At 66.6% G+C, this 16,998-nt stretch carries 13 protein-coding genes; 6 read left to right on the top strand and 7 right to left on the bottom strand.

Translation table 11 applies throughout. From position 1 onward, the window contains the following. Nucleotides 1-12 precede the first annotated feature (12 nt). The 3 genes from LCM4576_RS05600 to LCM4576_RS05590 are packed head-to-tail and all read right to left on the bottom strand — an operon-like array spanning nucleotide 13 to nucleotide 3,740. Nucleotides 13-1,242: a GNAT family N-acetyltransferase gene (locus LCM4576_RS05600; protein ID WP_116397884.1), complete on the bottom strand. Its 1,230-nt coding sequence runs from the start codon at nucleotides 1,240-1,242 to the stop codon at nucleotides 13-15. Between the two features lie 9 nt (nucleotides 1,243-1,251). Further along, nucleotides 1,252-2,559, bottom strand: coding sequence for a hypothetical protein (locus LCM4576_RS05595; RefSeq protein WP_116397883.1), 1,308 nt, complete (start codon nucleotides 2,557-2,559; stop codon nucleotides 1,252-1,254). Then, complete coding sequence (locus tag LCM4576_RS05590) at nucleotides 2,556-3,740, bottom strand: glycosyltransferase family 4 protein (RefSeq protein WP_083361325.1); 1,185 nt, start codon at nucleotides 3,738-3,740, stop codon at nucleotides 2,556-2,558. The genes LCM4576_RS05595 and LCM4576_RS05590 overlap by 4 nt, the downstream gene beginning before the upstream one ends. Before the next feature lie 354 nt (nucleotides 3,741-4,094). On the opposite strand from LCM4576_RS05590, the gene LCM4576_RS05585 reads away from it, so the two are divergent. Further along, the gene (locus LCM4576_RS05585; RefSeq protein ID WP_244510649.1) at nucleotides 4,095-5,282 is read left to right on the top strand and encodes a DUF1972 domain-containing protein; all 1,188 of its coding nucleotides are present in this window, start codon (nucleotides 4,095-4,097) and stop codon (nucleotides 5,280-5,282) included. 10 nt (nucleotides 5,283-5,292) lie between these two features. Beyond that, entirely contained in the window at nucleotides 5,293-6,567 is a 1,275-nt protein-coding gene (locus tag LCM4576_RS05580) for a glycoside hydrolase family 5 protein (protein ID WP_071031006.1), read from the top strand. Nucleotides 6,568-6,589: 22 nt separating this feature from the next. Here LCM4576_RS05580 and LCM4576_RS05575 read toward each other — a convergent pair whose 3' ends face one another. Both LCM4576_RS05575 and LCM4576_RS05570 read right to left on the bottom strand, forming a co-directional pair. Then, nucleotides 6,590-7,900: a VpsF family polysaccharide biosynthesis protein gene (locus LCM4576_RS05575; RefSeq protein WP_206744872.1), complete on the bottom strand. Its 1,311-nt coding sequence runs from the start codon at nucleotides 7,898-7,900 to the stop codon at nucleotides 6,590-6,592. Between the two features lies 1 nt (nucleotide 7,901). Beyond that, nucleotides 7,902-9,995, bottom strand: a complete 2,094-nt coding sequence (locus LCM4576_RS05570) for a GumC family protein (protein WP_071030910.1) — start codon at nucleotides 9,993-9,995, stop codon at nucleotides 7,902-7,904. 248 nt (nucleotides 9,996-10,243) lie between these two features. Here LCM4576_RS05570 and LCM4576_RS05565 point away from each other — a divergent pair, with 248 nt between their 5' ends. From LCM4576_RS05565 to LCM4576_RS05555, 3 genes are all read left to right on the top strand, one after another. After that, nucleotides 10,244-11,764 (top strand): formyl transferase, encoded by a 1,521-nt coding sequence (locus LCM4576_RS05565; RefSeq protein ID WP_071030909.1) that lies wholly within the window; start codon nucleotides 10,244-10,246, stop codon nucleotides 11,762-11,764. A 92-nt stretch (nucleotides 11,765-11,856) separates the two neighbouring features. Further along, nucleotides 11,857-13,134, top strand: a complete 1,278-nt coding sequence (locus LCM4576_RS05560; RefSeq protein ID WP_071030908.1) for an NAD(P)/FAD-dependent oxidoreductase — start codon at nucleotides 11,857-11,859, stop codon at nucleotides 13,132-13,134. A gap of 341 nt (nucleotides 13,135-13,475) precedes the next feature. After that, nucleotides 13,476-13,973 carry an N-acetyltransferase gene (locus tag LCM4576_RS05555; RefSeq protein ID WP_071030907.1) on the top strand — a complete coding sequence of 166 codons (498 nt, stop codon included), beginning with the start codon at nucleotides 13,476-13,478 and terminating at the stop codon, nucleotides 13,971-13,973. A 7-nt stretch (nucleotides 13,974-13,980) separates the two neighbouring features. Here LCM4576_RS05555 and LCM4576_RS05550 read toward each other — a convergent pair whose 3' ends face one another. Together LCM4576_RS05550 and LCM4576_RS05545 are read right to left on the bottom strand one after the other, a co-directional pair. Next, on the bottom strand, nucleotides 13,981-14,718 hold the full coding sequence (locus LCM4576_RS05550) for an ABC transporter ATP-binding protein (RefSeq protein ID WP_071030906.1): 738 nt from the start codon (nucleotides 14,716-14,718) through the stop codon (nucleotides 13,981-13,983). Then, the gene (locus LCM4576_RS05545) at nucleotides 14,711-15,862 is read right to left on the bottom strand and encodes a hypothetical protein (protein ID WP_071030905.1); all 1,152 of its coding nucleotides are present in this window, start codon (nucleotides 15,860-15,862) and stop codon (nucleotides 14,711-14,713) included. The genes LCM4576_RS05550 and LCM4576_RS05545 overlap by 8 nt, the downstream gene beginning before the upstream one ends. Nucleotides 15,863-15,990: 128 nt before the next feature. Here LCM4576_RS05545 and LCM4576_RS05540 point away from each other — a divergent pair, with 128 nt between their 5' ends. Beyond that, nucleotides 15,991-16,992 (top strand): aldo/keto reductase, encoded by a 1,002-nt coding sequence (locus LCM4576_RS05540; protein WP_071030904.1) that lies wholly within the window; start codon nucleotides 15,991-15,993, stop codon nucleotides 16,990-16,992. Nucleotides 16,993-16,998 lie beyond the last annotated feature (6 nt).

Below are 16,998 nucleotides of genomic sequence, written 5' to 3'. Positions count from 1 at the left end.
CAAAGCCGCCGCTCAGCCACCCGAGCGCAGCCGCCGCCAGCGCTGCATGAATTCCTGCGCGAGTTTGAACAGGCGCGGGTTGTCACGCACGAAGGCGACGCCCCGGCCGCGATATTTGATGGCCTGGCTCACCGCCACGCCCTTCAACGTGATGCCGTAGCAAAGCTCGGACAGAACCGACTTCACCGCGCCCATATGTTCCTTGTAGCTCTGGTTGCCGACGGACAGGTCGAAATAGTCAAAACCGGCGCCTCGCCCCCATCTGATCAGCTCGCCCATGATGCAAAGCCCGGGCGAAACGTTGGGCACCGCGGCCTGGTCGATCGCAATCAGCAGCGCGTGCAAGGTGCCCAGATGGACCGCCAGGTACTGGACCGCGACCATCACGTTGCCTGCGCGCAGGCCGAAGATCCGCACCGAGCCATCCGTCAGGCCGCGATGCGCAGCCTTGCGGTAGAAATCGATGACCGGCGGCCGCGCCAGCAGATCGAACCGGCCTAGTTCGCGAAAACGGCTGAGCCRCATTTGGACCAGCTTGCCGAAAATCGAGTCCACCAGGGCCGGCGTGTCGGCTTCCACCAGGGCCAGGCCACCATTGCGATCGAGCCGGCGCAGGTCCTTGTTGAGCGCCTTGACGAAGGACGGGCGGCAGATGCGCTTGACGACGGTTTCGGCGTCGCCATCCATGGAGATGCCGTAGTGCGAGTGGATGGAGTCGCGCGCCGGCGAAAGCAGCGCCAAGGGATTGTCGACGCCGCCGACCTCTTTCGGGATGCCGGCGATGTGGACGCGGTCGGCCGGCGGCAACACGGCAAACACCGCCGCCCACGCAGCCTCGGCGGATTGCCTGGTCCAGGGCGTCGCGTCGGCGAGCAGGGGTGCCGCATAGTCGCACACCCCACAGCTCAGCCATTCGATCACCCAATGGTGGAATGCGCGGCGCCGCATCAGCGGCACAAGCATCCTCGGCTCGCCCGTGCCTGCATCCCTCACCTCGACGATCGCAAGGTCGGCTTTTTGCGGCAGGAGCCCCTCAACGATCCCCTCGGCCCAGGCGAAATGCTGGTGGCCCGTGCACAAGCCCGTAGCCTCGAGACGCTGCCAGAGCGGTTTGATCGCCTCGAGGCTGGTGTGCAACTGCGCCACGTAAGCGCCGCTGGCCGCGCCGGCGGCATGCGGCGCGGTCTCGCCGTCGGCCAGGCCGGTCGTCATCGCGGCCATCGGCATTGCCTGGCTTGCCACATCATTCTCCTATCGTCTCTGCACGGCGAGCGTCGCCGCGCGGCGCCAGGCGCCGACCATCGTGGGGCGCTGCTCGCTCGGGTGCTTGAGGTTCCACATGCGATTGGCCGCGAAATACCATGAGGCCACGAGCACGAAGGTCTCGGACACCGCGGCGCCGGCCAGCGACCATGTCGACGGCGCGACGGCCAACAGGGCGCCGATCGTCGCGAGCCCGACAATCGCGCCGGCCATGGTGATGAAGGCGACGATGCGGAAATCGCCGACGATCTCGAGGACCACGCGCGGCATCACATAGGCCATGATCGGCGCGAAGTTGGCGATGGCGAAAATCCCGATCAGCCCGATCGAGGCGTGCTGTAGGGCTTGGGATCTGATCATCGGCAGGACGAACAGGACGCCGCAGCCATAGGCCAGGCCGCCGACGCCCATGACGAGCGCCCAGATCTTGGCCTGCATCCATACACGGTCGAACTCTTTGTTGCGCACCAGCTTTGCAAGTTCCGGCTGCACCATGTTCGAGAAGGCAAGGCTGGAAATGCGCAGCGGCGCAAACAGCACCAGCACCGCCGCCAGCGGCGCGTAAGCGGCGGGCCCGGCGATGCCCGCGACCAGAAGCGCCAGGGATTGCCCCTGGATGTTGGTGGTGGTGGCGCTGAACCCCGACCAGCAGAGCTGCGGCCAGAGCTTTGCATAGCGCCGCCAGGTCGGYGCGCGGAAGGAGACGCGCAGCCTGCGGCGCGCCAGTCTCACCAGCACGGCGATGCCGACGACATTGGCCGCGGCAAGCGCATAGAAGGTGGCCTGAAGCGCATCCGCGAAGAACCAGATCGCCGCCCCCGCGAGGACTGTGCCCGCGATGGTGAACACGGCGTCGCTGATGGAGACGACGAGTTGCATGCGACGAGCGAAGAAGGCCGTGCGCATATGGCTGCGCAGCGACCAGGCGCAGACGAAGCAGGCGGCGCCGATGCCGCTCGGATCGCCCAGGACGCGCATCAGCAATCCCGTGCCCAGCCCCATCAGCAGCGCCACCACCAGCGCCGCCGATCCGAAGGTCACGTCATAGGCGTCGACGCCGGCGCTGTTGGTGCTCTTGCTCATCCATATGGYGGCGGGAACGGCGGTAAGCGAGCGGATGTAGGACAAGCCGACGCCGCCCATCACCATGGCCAGCGCGAAGAGGCCGTAGCCTTCGGCCGACAGAAGATGCAGCAGCGCGATGTTAAGGGCAAAATGGAAGCCGCTCTGCATCGCTTCGCCGCCGACCATCAGCATGAGGCGCCGCACCAGATGGGCCGGGAAGGTGAACTTCACGGGCTCGTCTCCGCCTCGCGGGCGATGTGTGCCCGCCCCTGCCGCGGCGTTGCCGCCTTCAGCTTGTCGGCGACGATCGCCACGATCGCGGCGGCGGCGATATGTTCGCTGAACACCGCCTCGTAGCGCGCCCGGCCGGCGGCGGCGAAGCCGCGCCAGAGGTCCGGCCGCAGGATGATCTCCGTGAGCTTGCCGGCAAGGGCCGCGGCATTGCCGGGCGGCACGTGCCAGCCGGTCTCGCCGTCCGCCACCACTTCAACCAGCCCGCCGATCGCCGACACCAGCGGCGGCCGTCCCCAGCCCATCGCCTCGATGGCGACGCGGCCAAGCGATTCCGGGCGGCGCGACGGCACCGCCACGATATCCGCCCAGCGATAGTGGTCGGCGGGGTCGGAGACGAAAGGCAGCACCTCGACATGCCCGGTCAATCCCATGCGCCCGACCAGCTCGGCCAAGGCCTTTTCGCGCTCGACGCTTTCGAAGGCGCCGCCGACGAGGCGGACCTCGACGCGGTCGCGCAACTCCGTGGGGAGCGAGGCTACGGCTTCGAGCAGCACCTCCTGCCCCTTGATGYGGTTGACACGCCCAAGCAGCAGTATCTTGAGGGGCCGGTTGCCGTCATAGGTCATCGGCAGGGCGGCGGCCGGGCCGGCGACACCGTTATAGACGACGTGCGTGCGCCTTCCCTTGGCGTCGATGGCGGGCGGGTCGCCGAAGGTGGCGCGCGTGGCGCGGGAGTTGAAGATCAGGTCGGCCTTGCTCCAGCGCATCAAGGCGACAAGCACCTTGCGCAGGATGCCCTCGGGAATCTCGTGGATATGCAGCAGCGCCTTGCGAGGCAAAAGCCGCGCTGCCAGCGCATAATCGGCAATGATCGAAGTGTTGATATAGGTCAGTTCACTGCCCCGCATGCGCCGCCAGGCGCGCCAGAGCGCCGCCGGCAGCCGCGCCATCTCGACGGTGGCGAGCCTGAGCATCGCCTGRCGCCTCAGCACCCACAGCGGTTCGAACACGATACGGCTGGCATGYGGCTTGAGGATCTCGACAATCGGTCCCTCGCGCGGCAGCACGACCTCGATCTCGGCGGCCGGAAACGCCGCGCGCAACGCAGCCACGCTCTCCGCAAAGCTGYGATCCGAACCATAGAGCTCATAGCCCTGATGAACGCAGGCAATGCGCATCACTCTCTTTCCACCTTGCACCCCGGGTCCGCTCAGCACCGGACCCTTCAAGCGCGGAAGAACTTCATGCCAAATCCGCACGCCGATCTACCCAGCGGTGGCCACTGCAAGCCCGGAAGCAAGGATCGTGCCGGGTTCCTGAACGCCCTGCTGCGACCCCGGAACCCGGCCGTGCCCCGTATCGGTACAGATACGTCGCGAAAGTTGACCGATAATGAAGCAAGCCATGCCTTCTGAAGAGAAATTTTACACCTTCATGCGAGTGTTCGCCCTGGGGGTACCCCTGGCACGGAAGTTGCTGGGCGGTCATTGACATAACGCAACCATGACCGGACCCCGGGGGAATCCCTTATTTTGAAACCGGAACGACCTTCCAACCCGATCGAAAAGCCTTCGATCCTGATCCTGGGGACACGCGGCATTCCGGCTTCTCACGGCGGCTTCGAGACCTTCGCCGAGCGRCTGGCGCTTTTCCTGGTCGGACGCGGCTGGAAGGTCGGCGTCTACTGCCAGAAGGAGGTCGAGCGCGTCGGCMAAAGGGTGACGAGCGAAACCTGGCGCGGCATCGAGCTCATCACCATCGAGGTCGCCTCCAAGGGGCCGCGCGCGACGCTGGAATTCGACTGGCAATGCGTGCTCGACGCCGCCAGGCGGCCGGGCGTGTGCCTGGTGCTCGGCTATAACGGCGCGGTTTTCCTGACCTGGCTCAGGCTCATGCGGCGCAAGATCATCACCAACATGGACGGCATCGAATGGCGGCGGCCGAAATGGGGTCCGGCGGCGCGCAGTTGGTTCTGGCTCAACGAATGGATCGGCGCCTGGCTCTCGCACCGGCTTGTGGCCGACCACCCGGCGATCGCCGATCACCTGGCGACAAGGCGGCCGCGCAGCGCCATCGCCACGATCGCTTATGGCGCGGACCCGGTGATTTCGGCGCCGGAGGAACCCATTCGCGCGCTCGGGCTCGAGCCCGGCAAATATCTGGTCTCGATCGCGCGGATCGAACCCGACAACAACATCCTGCCCATCATCGAAGCCTTCCGCCGCCGCGACCGCGGCGACATGAAGCTGGTGGTGCTGGGTACCCTCAACGACGAGATTCCCTATCATCGCGCGGTGCGCGAAGCAGCAGGTTCGGTGGTGATGCTGCCGGGCGCGATCTACGACCAGGCGGCGGTGAAGGCGCTGCGCTACCATGCGCGTGCCTATATGCACGGCCACACGGTCGGCGGCACCAACCCTTCGCTGGTCGAGGCGCTGGCCGCCGGCAACATGGTGATCGCGCATGACAATCGCTACAACCGCTGGGTCGCCGGCGATGCGGCGATCTATTTCAGCGACACCGACAGCCTGAGCCAACGGATCGACGAGGCGCTGGCCGATGACGCACTGGTGGCGCGCTGCAGCCAGGCGGCAAGGACCCGCGCCCGCGAGGCCTTCCGCTGGGAAGACGTGCTCGCCGCCTATGAGAAGGAAGCGCTGCGGCAGCTCGGCGTCGCCATGGCCGTGCCGGCGAAAGCCGACCGCGCCAAGCATGCATGACTGGGCACGCATGACCGGCTGGTCGCGCCGGCGGATCCTCGGCGCGGCGCTGGCCGCTGCGGCATCGCCTCTGACGGCGGCGGTCCCGCCGCCGATCTCCCAGGCAAACGCCGCGACCGGCGAATGGCCTTTCAGGCGCGGCGTCAACACCTGGCCGTGGTTCGCGCTGACGCGCGAATTTCCCGCGCCGCGCACCGACTATGACTGGCCGCCCTTCCAGTCGCAGAGGCCCGTGCCGACGCAGGCAGACCTTGCCCGGCTGCGCGCCAGCGGGCTCGATTTCATCCGCCTGCCGGTCGATCCCGGCCCGTTCCTTGCCGCCGATGCGGGCCGGCGCGCCGAACTGATGGACATGCTCGACGCAGCGGTCGATGCGGCTCGAGCTGCCGGTCTCGGCGTCATCGTCAATGTGCAGGCCAATGGCGCCACGCGCTACTGGAATCCCGAGCGACTGTATTCCAGCACCGCGGCGCCTGAATTCGAATCCTATCGGGCGCTGGTGAGCGAAATCGCCGAGAGACTGCAGGGCAAGACGTCCGGCATGGTGGCGCTGGAGCCTGTCAACGAGCCGCCGCAGGACTGCTCCTCCGAGGCATGGCCGGCCGTGCAGGCCTCGCTGCTGACGGCCGCCAGGGTTTTGGGACCGAGCGTGCCGCTCGTCGTCACCGGCGGATGCGGCTCGATGGTGCGCGGACTGACAGCGCTCGATCCAGCGCCGCTGGCGGATTTCGAGCCGATCCTGTTCACCTTCCATTTCTACGAGCCCTATCTGTTCACCCATCAGGGCGCGCCATGGATGCGCGAGCCGGTCTACCGCGCGCTGAACAATGTGCCATGGCCGGCCTCCGCCGGGACGCTGGAAAGGACGCTGGCCTCGGTCAGGGCAAGGATGGCACAGGATTCCGAAAGGTCCGAGGAGGCCAAGAAAGCCGCCTACGAGGAGACCGAAAAGGTGCTCAAGGTCTATTTCGATGCGCAGCCCGACCGCCGCTTCATCGACGGCTATCTCAAGCAGGTGAGCGACTGGGCTGAGACCCGTGGCATAGCGCGCGAGCGCATCATCATGGGCGAGTTCGGCGCACTGCGCACCGATGCCCGCTACACCGCAGCACCCAATCCCGACCGCGCCCGCTACATCGCCGATGTGCGGCAGAGCGCCGAAGCGGCCGGCTTCCCCTGGGCGTTCTGGGACCTGTTCGACGGCATGGGCATGATGGACGACACCACGCGCGCRCTCGATCCGGCGATGGTCGAGGCGCTGGGGCTGACGATGCCGCGCGCTTGACTGGTTGAATCACCAAATCGCGCTAAGGGTGACGCGCAACAGGCCTCACCGGCCGATAAAGCGCCAGCGCGATCACCACGAATTTGGTCATCAGCGTYGTCTTGGAGGCGATGCTTTCGGAGGTGTTGAGCAGGATGAGCCAGCCCAGCATCGGCAGCCAGATGCCCGGATGGCAACGGCGCGCGACCTCGTGCATGAACAGCGCGAAGCCAAAGAAGATCAGGAGGGTAAAGAAGGCGCCCTGATAGAGCGTGAAACGCAGGATTGGGTTCTCGATTCCYTGCTCCAGGCCGGTGATGCGGCGCATGYTGTCGAGCAGGTCGAYATCGGGGCCGACGATCAGGTCTCGCAGCTCCRGATGCCTGAAGAGATCGAACATCTCGACGCGGGCATTGGCGCTGCCGCTGTCGGAGACGAAACGTTCCAGCAGCGCGTCGAAGAAGCCGTAATAGCCGGCAAGCGCGATCGCCAGCGGCAGCAGCGCGGCGAGCATGATCACCAGCGCGGCGCCCAGAAGGTTGACGCGTCCGGTTCTGAGCTGTGCCAGTCCCTGGATCAGCAGATAGACGCCGCCGAGCAGGATCGTCAGCACCATGCCCGAGCGGCCGCCGAAGGCAACCAGCGCGCAGAACTGCAGCCCGACAAGCGCCAGCCTGAGCGGCGTCGGCAGGGAGCGCGACCCCGACAGCAGCGACAGCACATAGATCGAGGTGACCGTGGCATTGGAGAGCGGATGCCCCTGCAGCGCCGTCGAGCGCAGATCGTTGACGAACACGGCGCCGTCGAACCTGTACGGGAACACCAGATGCTTGGTGCCGAACTCGAACAGCGCCATCAGCGCGTTCACCGTCATCACGGCATGGATGACGATCCGCAGCTGGGCAAAGGTCTTCTCGTCGTCCTCGCTGAGCAGCAGCACGACCAGCGCCGGGGCGACGAACGTGTCGATCATGCCGGCCATGCCGGGGCGCTGCCTGAGGATGACGACGAAGAGAAGCACCGTCGAAATCACCGCCATCAGCATCGTTGCCGGCCGCTTGTTGGTGACATGGACCACGTAGCCGACCGGATTGCCGAAGGTGCAGGAGCGCCAGACGAAGACGAGCACGAAGAGATAGGTGGACGGGTGGATCTTGCTCAGCGGACTGCCCTGCAGGCCGTCGTAATTGTAGCCGGCCAGCCACAGCATGCCGCCCGAGATGGAAAACAGGAGCAGCACCGCCACGGTGATGCCGAGACGGGTCAACGTGTCGACCGGGACAGTGCGCGGGCGCGCCATGCCATAGCCCGGAGCCAGGACAGGCCGCGCGGGACCCGCCAGGATCGAGGCCATGTCAGGCCGCCTCGTCGACCARCATGGCGCCGGTCGGCAGCCGCCCCATGACAGAGACCGCTTCGGAGGTCGAGGCGACGTCGCGCATCGGCGTTGCGTTCAGCCTGGCCACGAGCAGGATCTCGTCGGCCATGGCGACCAGCGGCAGGACGTTGAGATCGTCTGCCAGGGCGYCGCCGTCGACGACGACGAGCTCGAAACTGTGGTTGGCCTCGGCCAGCATGCGGTGGGCGAAATAGAGCGCCTGGGCTTCCTGGAACACCGCGGTCGGCCGGCCCCTGCCAATCAGCGCCACCGAAGAGCCGGGCGCATAACGGCTGACCGCTTCGAGCGGATATTCGCCACGCAACACGTCGAGCACCCCGGGCTGCGGGTCCTTCTGGCCCTTGCCGGCATTGATGTCGATGAACAGCACACGCCGGCCCCTGGCCGCCGCGGCGTTGGCGAGCTGCCACGCAACCCTCGACCGCTGCGCCTTGTCCTCGGGCGGCGACGCCACCAGGATCGAAGGCACCAGCGGCCAGTCGGCCGGGCGCCTTGTGGCGGCGGCGATGCGCTGCAGCGCGAGCCCGGCCACGGCGTCGGTCTTCTGGGCGGCAGTGCCGGAGCGGCGCCGCCCCCTGCCCGGCAGCACGCCCAGCACCGGCGCCTCGATGAGCGACTGCATCTGGTTGGCGGACAGCACGGTCGGCGACAGATATTCGGCGATCAGCGCCATGCCGATGCCCAGCGCCAGCCCTCCGAAGATGGCGCCGAAGACAAGCAGTCCCTTCGGCGGCCAGCTCTTCTTCAGCGCCGGCATGGCCTGCGAGATGATGCGGGCATTGGTGCTGTTGACGTTGGTCTGCTCGCGCGTTTCCTGGGCGCGCTGCAGGTAATTGGCGTAAACGGTGCGCACGGCATCGAGGTCGCGCTGCAGCTCGCGCAGCCTGACCGACGCCTGGTCGGTGTCGAGCGATTTGCCTTTCAGCGACGCCACCTTGGCCTCCAGTTCCTTCTGGTTGGCCAGAGCGCGCTGGTAGTCCGTCTCGGCGGCGGCGACGAGGCGGCCGAGCTCACGGGAAATCAGCTTGCGCAGATCGCTCAGCTGCTGCTGCGCGGAAATCATCGAGGGGTGGCGCGGCCCGAGCGCGGTGCCGAACTGGGAGATCTGATCGACGAGCGTCGCCTCCTGCGCCCTGAGGCTGGCAATCACCGGCGAGCGCATCGCCTCCGACGTGGCGTCCGGCGCGCTGCCCTGCCGGCGCAGCTGGTCGACCTGCGCCTTGAGCTGCGCGGTGCGTGTCTGGGCGGCGGTCAATTGCGTGTTGAGGTCGGTCAACTCCTGGTCGCTCACCAGATTGCCGGCCGCCATCACCATATTGTGCTCGGCCTTGTAGGTCTCGACGGCGTTGGCGGCCTGCTCGACGCGCTTGCGCTGGTCTTCCAGCCGGGCGCTGATCGCATCGGAGGCGTCGGCGGCGGCCTTCGAGCGCGCTTCCGCCTGGTCGTCGAGATAGGCCTGCGCAATGGCATTGGCGAGCTCAGCCGCCAGATCGGCGCTCTTGGCGGTGATGATGATGTTGAGGACCAGCACCTTGTCGTCACGTTTCACCGCAAGGCGGCGGCGCAGCGAATCGAGCGTCTCAGCCGTCCTGTCGCCGTCGTCGGAGCCGAACAACATGCCGAGCCACCCGCCGAGTCCGCCCTGCCCGTTGAAGTCCGGGTTCTCGGTCAGGTTGGTCGCCTTGATGGCACGCAGCAGCACGCCGTTCGACTGGGYCACGCTCACCTGGCTTTCGACCTGGGTGATGCCGCCATCGGGAGAAATGCGGCTTGGATTGACGTCGTTGGTGACGACCTGGAGGTCCTGCGGGTCGATGATGATCTGCGCCGTCGAGGAGTAGAGCGCCGGTGTCAGCATGGCGTAGACAAGCGTCAGCGCGGTGAGCAGCGCGGTGACGGCAAGGATCAGGAAGCGGCGCCGCAGCAGGATGCGGCCGAGATCGCCGAGCTCGACGGTGGCGTGCACGGGCGCGGGCGCGTAATAGGCCGGCGCCGGCGCGACAGCCTCCGAAGCGTTCTGCTGAGGCACCATGAGCAGGGATGGTTGCAAAGGTCGCTCCGACAACGCTCCATCGGCCGGCACAGACGAGAAATGCGGCGTTGGCCTAGCTATTCCCGGCAACGATTAAAACACTGTTAATTATGTTCATAAATTGGTGCCGCGCTGGCACGAAGTTTGCACCTACGCAGTAGAATTTAACTGCAGCCCAAAGTTGGAGACATCGTGCGCATGCGGCGGAAGCTTGACCTGGCCTGCCGGGCCGCCGGCACCGGATATGAGTCGCGCGGGGATTGGCCATGCGCCTGACGCTGCGCCTCAACGGCGATCGCGTGCGCGCTTTCCATGTGGYGCTGGYCGAACAGMTGTCGCGGCTGCCCGGCGTGGAGCTTGGCGTAGATGCCCGTCCGGCGGCCGGCGGTGTGCCGCGCAGCGCCGAAGCGCTGTTCCAGCTTGAAACGCTGATCCATCGCCTGCCCGCCAATGGGACGGCAAAGCGTATTCCACTTTCGACGCTGGCCAGCCATGCGAGACCATCGGCGTCCGCCGATCTCACGATCGATCTCGTCGGCGATGTCGAGCCGCAAGGCCGACGGGTCTGGCGGCTGGCCTATGACGGCGTCTGCGGCGAGGAGGCCCTGCTGGCGCTGATCCTTGCCGGCCGCACGCCGCTCGTCCGCCTGGAACAGAACGGAGCGGCGGTCGCCGAGGGACGGCTCGGCACCGAATATCACGGCATTGCGCTGGCTTCCTTCCAGGACATGCTGGCGCGCACCGCCAGCCTGATCGTCGCGGCGGTCAACGGYGCCGCGCGCTCGCCGCTTCCGGTGCTGCCCGAACCGTCATCCGAAGCCTCGGCCCCGGCCTTGCCGTCGGCCACGAAGCTTGGTGTGCGTGCGGCCAAGGCAACGGCGCGCCGCATCGTCCAGCAGATCTATCACCTATGCTACAACGCCCCGCATTGGCGGGTCGGCTGGCGCGAGACCGGAGGCAAGGACCTCTACGAGCTGCGCGCCCATCCGCAATCGGGCTGGCGCGACTTGCCCGACGACGGCAGCCGCTTCTATGCCGACCCGTTTCCCGTGCTCCATCGCGGCCAGGTGACGCTGTTCGTCGAGGATTATATCCATCGCACAGGCAAGGCGATCCTGTCGGCGGTGGCTTTCGGGCCGAACGGACCGGCAGGCCARCCGAAGCCGGTGCTGGAACTGCCATATCACCTTTCCTACCCCTTCGTGTTCGAACGCGGCGGYGAGATGTGGATGGTGCCAGAAAGCTCCGCCAACCGGACGGTCGACCTCTACCGCGCCACCGCGTTCCCGGGCGGCTGGGTCAAGGAAGCGACGCTGCTGTCGGACATCGTCGCCAGCGACGCCACGCTCATCGAGCATGGCGGGCGCTGGTGGATGTTCGCCACCGTGCGCGACGRCGGCGGCGCCTTCTCGGATCAACTGCATCTGTGGTCGGCGCCGGATTTCCGCGGGCCGTGGACGCCGCATCCGAAGAACCCGCTGCTGATCGACATTGCCTCCGCGCGCCCGGCAGGCCGCATGGTCAGCCGCGGCGGGCAGCTTTTGCGCCCGGTGCAGGATTGCCGCAGGAGCTATGGCGCCGCGCTCGGCATCGCGCGCGTCACGCAGCTTGACGACAGTGGCTTCGAGCAGGTCGTCGAAACGATCCTCAATCCCGGCGCCGGCTGGGCCGGACGCAAGCTGCATACGCTCAACGAAGCGGGCGGACTGGAATTCRTCGATGGCTCGGCAATGGCGCCGCGATGGAAGCAGGCCAAGAACGGCACCACCCAGGGCGATGGGAATTAACCTAACTTTTCATTGCTACCCGTCTCGCTCTTGGGTTGCTTGAGATTGTCTTGACCGCCACGGATATTTGCCCCGTGACTTTGGAGAATAGAATGAGCACCGAACAGGGGCGCGAAACACCTGCCGCGCCGACCGGCCGGGCCGAGGTCGATGTAGCGATCGTCGGCGCGGGACTCGCCGGAACCATTCTGGCGACAACGCTCGCCAAGACGGGCCGCAAGGTAGCGCTGGTTGACCCGCATCGGATCCATCACGACGAATTCCGGGCCGAGAAAACTCGCTCGGAGCAGATGGGGCTATTCGAGAAGCTCGGGCTCGGCCCGGTTTTCAGGTCGCTGGTCACGCCGATGACCGATCTCCATGTCTTCCGCTTCGGCCAGCTGTTCGAGCGCAAGCAGACCTGGGAATACGCCTTTTCCTATGCGCCGCTGGTCAACGGCCTGCGCGCGGCGCTGCCGCCGCAAGTGCCGCTGACGGTGGGCAAGGTCGCCGAGGTCTCGACCGGACCGGACCGGCAGCGCCTGGTGCTCACCGATGGCTCCGTCATCGAAGCCAGGCTCCTGGTCGTGGCCACCGGTTACAGCGAGGCGGTGCGGCGTGCCATCGGCGTYGAGCGCATCGAGGAATCGAAGGCGCATTCGCTGTCGATGGGGTTCGATTTCGCGATCACACCGAAGGAATTCGGCCTGCAGTCGCTCACCTTCTACGCGAGGCGGGTCGCCGACCGCATTGCCTTTCTTACCATCTTCCGGATCGGCGAGCGGATGCGGGCCAACATGTTCGTCTATCGGACCGTTGCCGATCCTTGGGTGCAGGCGTTCCGCGAAAACCCGCAAAAGATCCTGCTTGAGCTGATGCCGGAGATTGCCGCGCGATGCGGCAACTTCGCGATCGCCAGCGAGGTGGAAGTCAGGCAGGTCAGCCTGACGACGACGCGGGGGCATCGTCGCGACGGCGTCGTCTTCATCGGCGATGCGTTCGCCACGACCTGCCCGGCGCAAGGCGACGGCATTCACCGGGTGCTTACCGATGTCGATCGCCTCACGGCACACATCCCGGCCTGGTTCGCAACACCCGGCATGGCAGCCGACAAGATCGGCGCGTTCTACGACGATCCGGCCAAGGTCGCGGCCGACGAAAAAGCCTTGCGCGCCAGCATCTATGCCCGGCGGATCAACGTCGAAACCGGGTTGGAATGGCGACTGCGCCGCCTGCGCAACAACACCGCGCGGCGGCTGATGATTTTCGCCCGCCGGTTCCGGGCGGCTGGAAAACCGAGTGACGCCGCGCCTGGCGTAGCAGGAGTTGCTTTCGACCACATCGACAAGGCAGGTCAGGAATTGCCCGCCGGGCCGCGCCTGGGACCATAATCGTAAGTGAGCTTACGAATCCGTAAGTCGCGATTCCCGGTGAGGCTGGTTTAGATCGCCTTGAGCAGTGTCTCCTGCTCGGCGGGACAGCACACTCCCGTCGCACCAATGGCCCGCTGCCGTCTCTATCGGCAGCGGGCTATCGAGCGGCGGCTCGCAGGGCCTGTACTTCGCCGCCGCCCCGCCTCGCGCCCGGGTTGGTTCGGATCGTTTCAGCCGCTCGTGATATCCGCTCGAACGCACGGCACGGACGCCGACGGAGATCCGCGCCTCCCCGCGCATGGGGGTTGGCCCCGCCCCGCGCTTCGCCCTATCTTCGGATTGGAACAAGGACCACGACCATGACCCGCGTCCGGGCGATGACGAGGAACGACCTGGCCGACGTATCGCGGCTGCTCGGCCAATCCTGGCGGCGAACCTATGCGCCGATCATGGGCGACGAGACCGTGGCCAGGCTCTCCGACGAAAGGCACGCGCCGGAAAGGCTCGCGGGCGAGCTCGACGACGAGGACAAGATGTCCTTCGTCGCGGAACGCGCCGACGGCTCGATCGCCGGCTACGCCATGGCGGCGATGGACGCAAAGGGCGACGTCATGCTGGAGAGGCTCCACATCGAGCCGCAGGCCTTCGGCAGCGGCCTCGCGGTCGATCTTCTGCATGCGGTGCTTGCCGCGCATGCGGGTATTCCCAGCATTGCGCTGGAGGTGATCGAGGGTAACGACCGCGCGATCGCCTTCTACCGCAAGCATGGCTTCGAGGTGGTTGAACGCCGGGAAGCCGCGCATGGCGTTGGCGGTCACGCTTCGCTGATCATGCGCCACATGCTGCCAAKGGCTTAGGCCGACATCAGGCGGCGGCCCGCATGCGCAGYGCCTGCATGACGCTGTCCTCGAAAGCGCCTGGCACCCTGCCCGCTTCGGCCAGTTGGACCGCATCCCAGCTTTGGCTCAGGCTGCCATCGGCCATCAGCACCGCGCGGTTGCAGAGCGCCGGCACAGCCTCCACGACATGGGTCGAGACGATCGCGGCGTGACGGCCGCTCGCGCAGAGCGCGGCGATGACGCGCTTCACCTCCCAGGCGGCGACCGGGTCGAGGCCGTTCAGCGTCTCGTCGAAGATCAGAAGCGGCGGCCGGCCGAGAAGCGCCGCGACGATGGCGATCTTGGCCCGCGTGCCAAGCGAATGTTCGGCGATCGGGCGATCCATCCAGCGGCCGAGTTCGAGTCGCTCCAGGAGGTCGCCGCTCGGCAAATCGTTTGGCGCGCAGCCGCGGATCGAGGCGACGAGCTCGATATACTGGCGTCCCGAAAGCGTCGCCGGCAGCTCATGCGGCTCGATGGCGAGGCCGAAGCCGGCCTTGGCGCGTTCCGGCGCGGCGGCAAGCTCGATGCCGTCTATCGCCACGCTGCCGCCGATCAACGGAATCTGGCCGGTGACCGCCCTGATGAGCGTCGACTTGCCCGAGCCGTTGGCGCCGAGCAGGCCGAGGATGTCGCCCCGGCGGAGCGAAAGATCGATGCCGCGAACCACAATGTGCCCGCGATAGCCGGCGCTGAGCTCTTCGACGGTGAGGACTTCAGCCATTGCGATACCTCTGTCGGGTTCGATGCCACAGGAAGAACACCAGCGCCGCCAGACCGATCAGCACGGTGCGGCCATATTCGAGCGTCTCGTAGCTGGCATAAGCGAGCGCGCCGGCGAAGCTCAGCATGGCGACGAAGGGCGCGTTGAGGAAATAGGCGCCGAACACCGCATAGGCGCCGTTCAGCACCAGCAGCCAAAGGCCGCTGGCGACCGGCACGGACCACGCCGACGGCTCGGCCGCGAGCGCCGCGCCGGCCGGCAGCAGGAAAAAGGCGAGCGACAGTTGCAGCGGCAGCCGCACCAGCCGCAGCCACACATGGGTAAAGCCGATGGGCGCCGTGCGCAGCACCGGCGAGCCGAGCGGCTGGCAGCGCAGGCTGAGCATGAAAACAAGAATGCCCCCCGCCAGGCCAGCAACCGCCGCCGGCCCGGCCGAGCGGCCGGCCAAGCTGGCCCATGCGCCGACGATGGCCGCGAGCGCGAGCAGCAGGCCGGCGGCAGCCAGCTTCCAAGACGGCCGCATATGGCCGGCTGGCAGTTTCCAGGCCCAGCTGGAAAGCCAGCTTGGACGTGCGCGGTCGAGGCGGCGCAGCCAGGACCGTCCGACCGGTGTCACCTGGCTTGCCGCCTCATCAAAAACAAGGCGTGGCCGCCGCAGGCGCCAAAGAGCTGCCGTGCCGAAGCCCAAGGCAAACAGGATCGCCGCGCCCAAGCCCCAGGCCTGCGCCAACGGCTTTCCAACGACGGCGCAGGCAAAGCCGGCCGACATGGCGATCATCAGCGTGAACGGGAGGCCGAGCGCGAAGGTTCCCACCCCGGCCATGCGACGGCGCTCCGCGGAAGCGAGCGGCAGCGCCTTGAGGAAGGGAGCGAAGGCGCGAGAAAGGCAAAGCCGCGACATTGCATTGCCGGCCAGGCATCCCAGCGCGGCGAAAGTGATTGGCAGTCCAAGCATCCACAGAAGCTGGTCGTCCCGCAGTTTCGGCGCCGCGGCATGCAAGGCGATGACGATATCGGCGATCGCATAGGCCAGAAGCCCACCGCCGCCGAGCGCAATCCAGGCAAGATCGCGGCGCCGCATCGCGCGCAGGCCGGCAACCAACTCGCGCCAGAGCAATATCAGGACAAGCCCGTCGTGCCGCATTGGTCCATCACCACGTGGATCGCCGCGCAAGGATGACGACGATTGCGCCGTCAATAGGGCCAGCGCTGGACGCCTCCTCTCCCGGCCCTATAATTTAGCCGGATTGAAAATTCGGCTGGAGAGAATTGATGAGCCTCGGCAGACACAAACTCGGCAGCCAGGGGCTCGAAGTCTCGACTATCGGTCTCGGCTGCATGGGCATGAGCCAGGCCTATGGGCCGGCCGATGAAGCGGAGTCGATCGCGACCCTGCACCGGTCGATCGAACTCGGCTGCACTTTTCTGGACACGGCCGAGGTCTACGGGCCTTTCCACAACGAGGAGCTGCTTGGGCGCGCGCTGAAGGGCCGGCGCGACCAGGTGACGATCGCGACGAAATTCGGCTTCCGCATCGTCGACGGCAAGCAGTCCGGCACCGACAGCCGCCCCGAGCATATACGCGAGGTGGTCGACGCTTCGCTCTTGCGGCTCGACACCGACCGCATCGATCTCCTCTATCAGCACCGCGTCGATCCCGCCGTGCCGATGGAAGACGTCGCGGGCACGGTCGGCGAACTGGTGGCTAAGGGCAAGGTGCGCTTCTTCGGCCTATCGGAAGCGGGCATTGCCAACATCCGCCGCGCGCATGCCGTGCATCCGGTTTCGGCGCTGCAGAGCGAATACTCGCTGTGGGAGCGCAATCTCGAGCCCGAGATCATCCCGGCGCTGAAGGAGCTTGGCATCGGTCTGGTGCCGTTCGCGCCGCTCGGCCGCGGCTTCCTTGCCGGCGACRTCAAGCGCGCGGAAGACTATCCGGAGGGCGATTTCCGGCGCGGCGACCCGCGCTACCAAGGCGAGAATTTCGACCTGAATGTCGCGGCGGCGGCCACGGTGCGCGACATCGCAGACGCCAAGGGCGTCAAGCCCGGCCAGATTGCGATCGCCTGGCTGCTCGCAAAGGGCCTGGATTTCGGCATTGACATCGTGCCGATCCCCGGCACCAAACGCCGAACCTATCTGGAAGAGAATGTCTCGGCGGCCGACATCACGCTCGACGCCACCGAGATGCTGGGGCTCGACATGGCGCTGACGCCCGACAAGGTATCGGGGCCAAGGTATAACGAACGGACGATGTCGTTGGTGGACCGGTAGGCGTTA

Origin of the sequence: Mesorhizobium sp. LCM 4576, from assembly GCF_001854815.1 — a bacterium.
GTDB classification, from domain to species: domain Bacteria; phylum Pseudomonadota; class Alphaproteobacteria; order Rhizobiales; family Rhizobiaceae; genus Mesorhizobium; species Mesorhizobium plurifarium.
The sequence above is the reverse complement of the archived record's forward strand: the minus strand, read 5'-3'. Positions and strand labels throughout refer to the sequence as shown.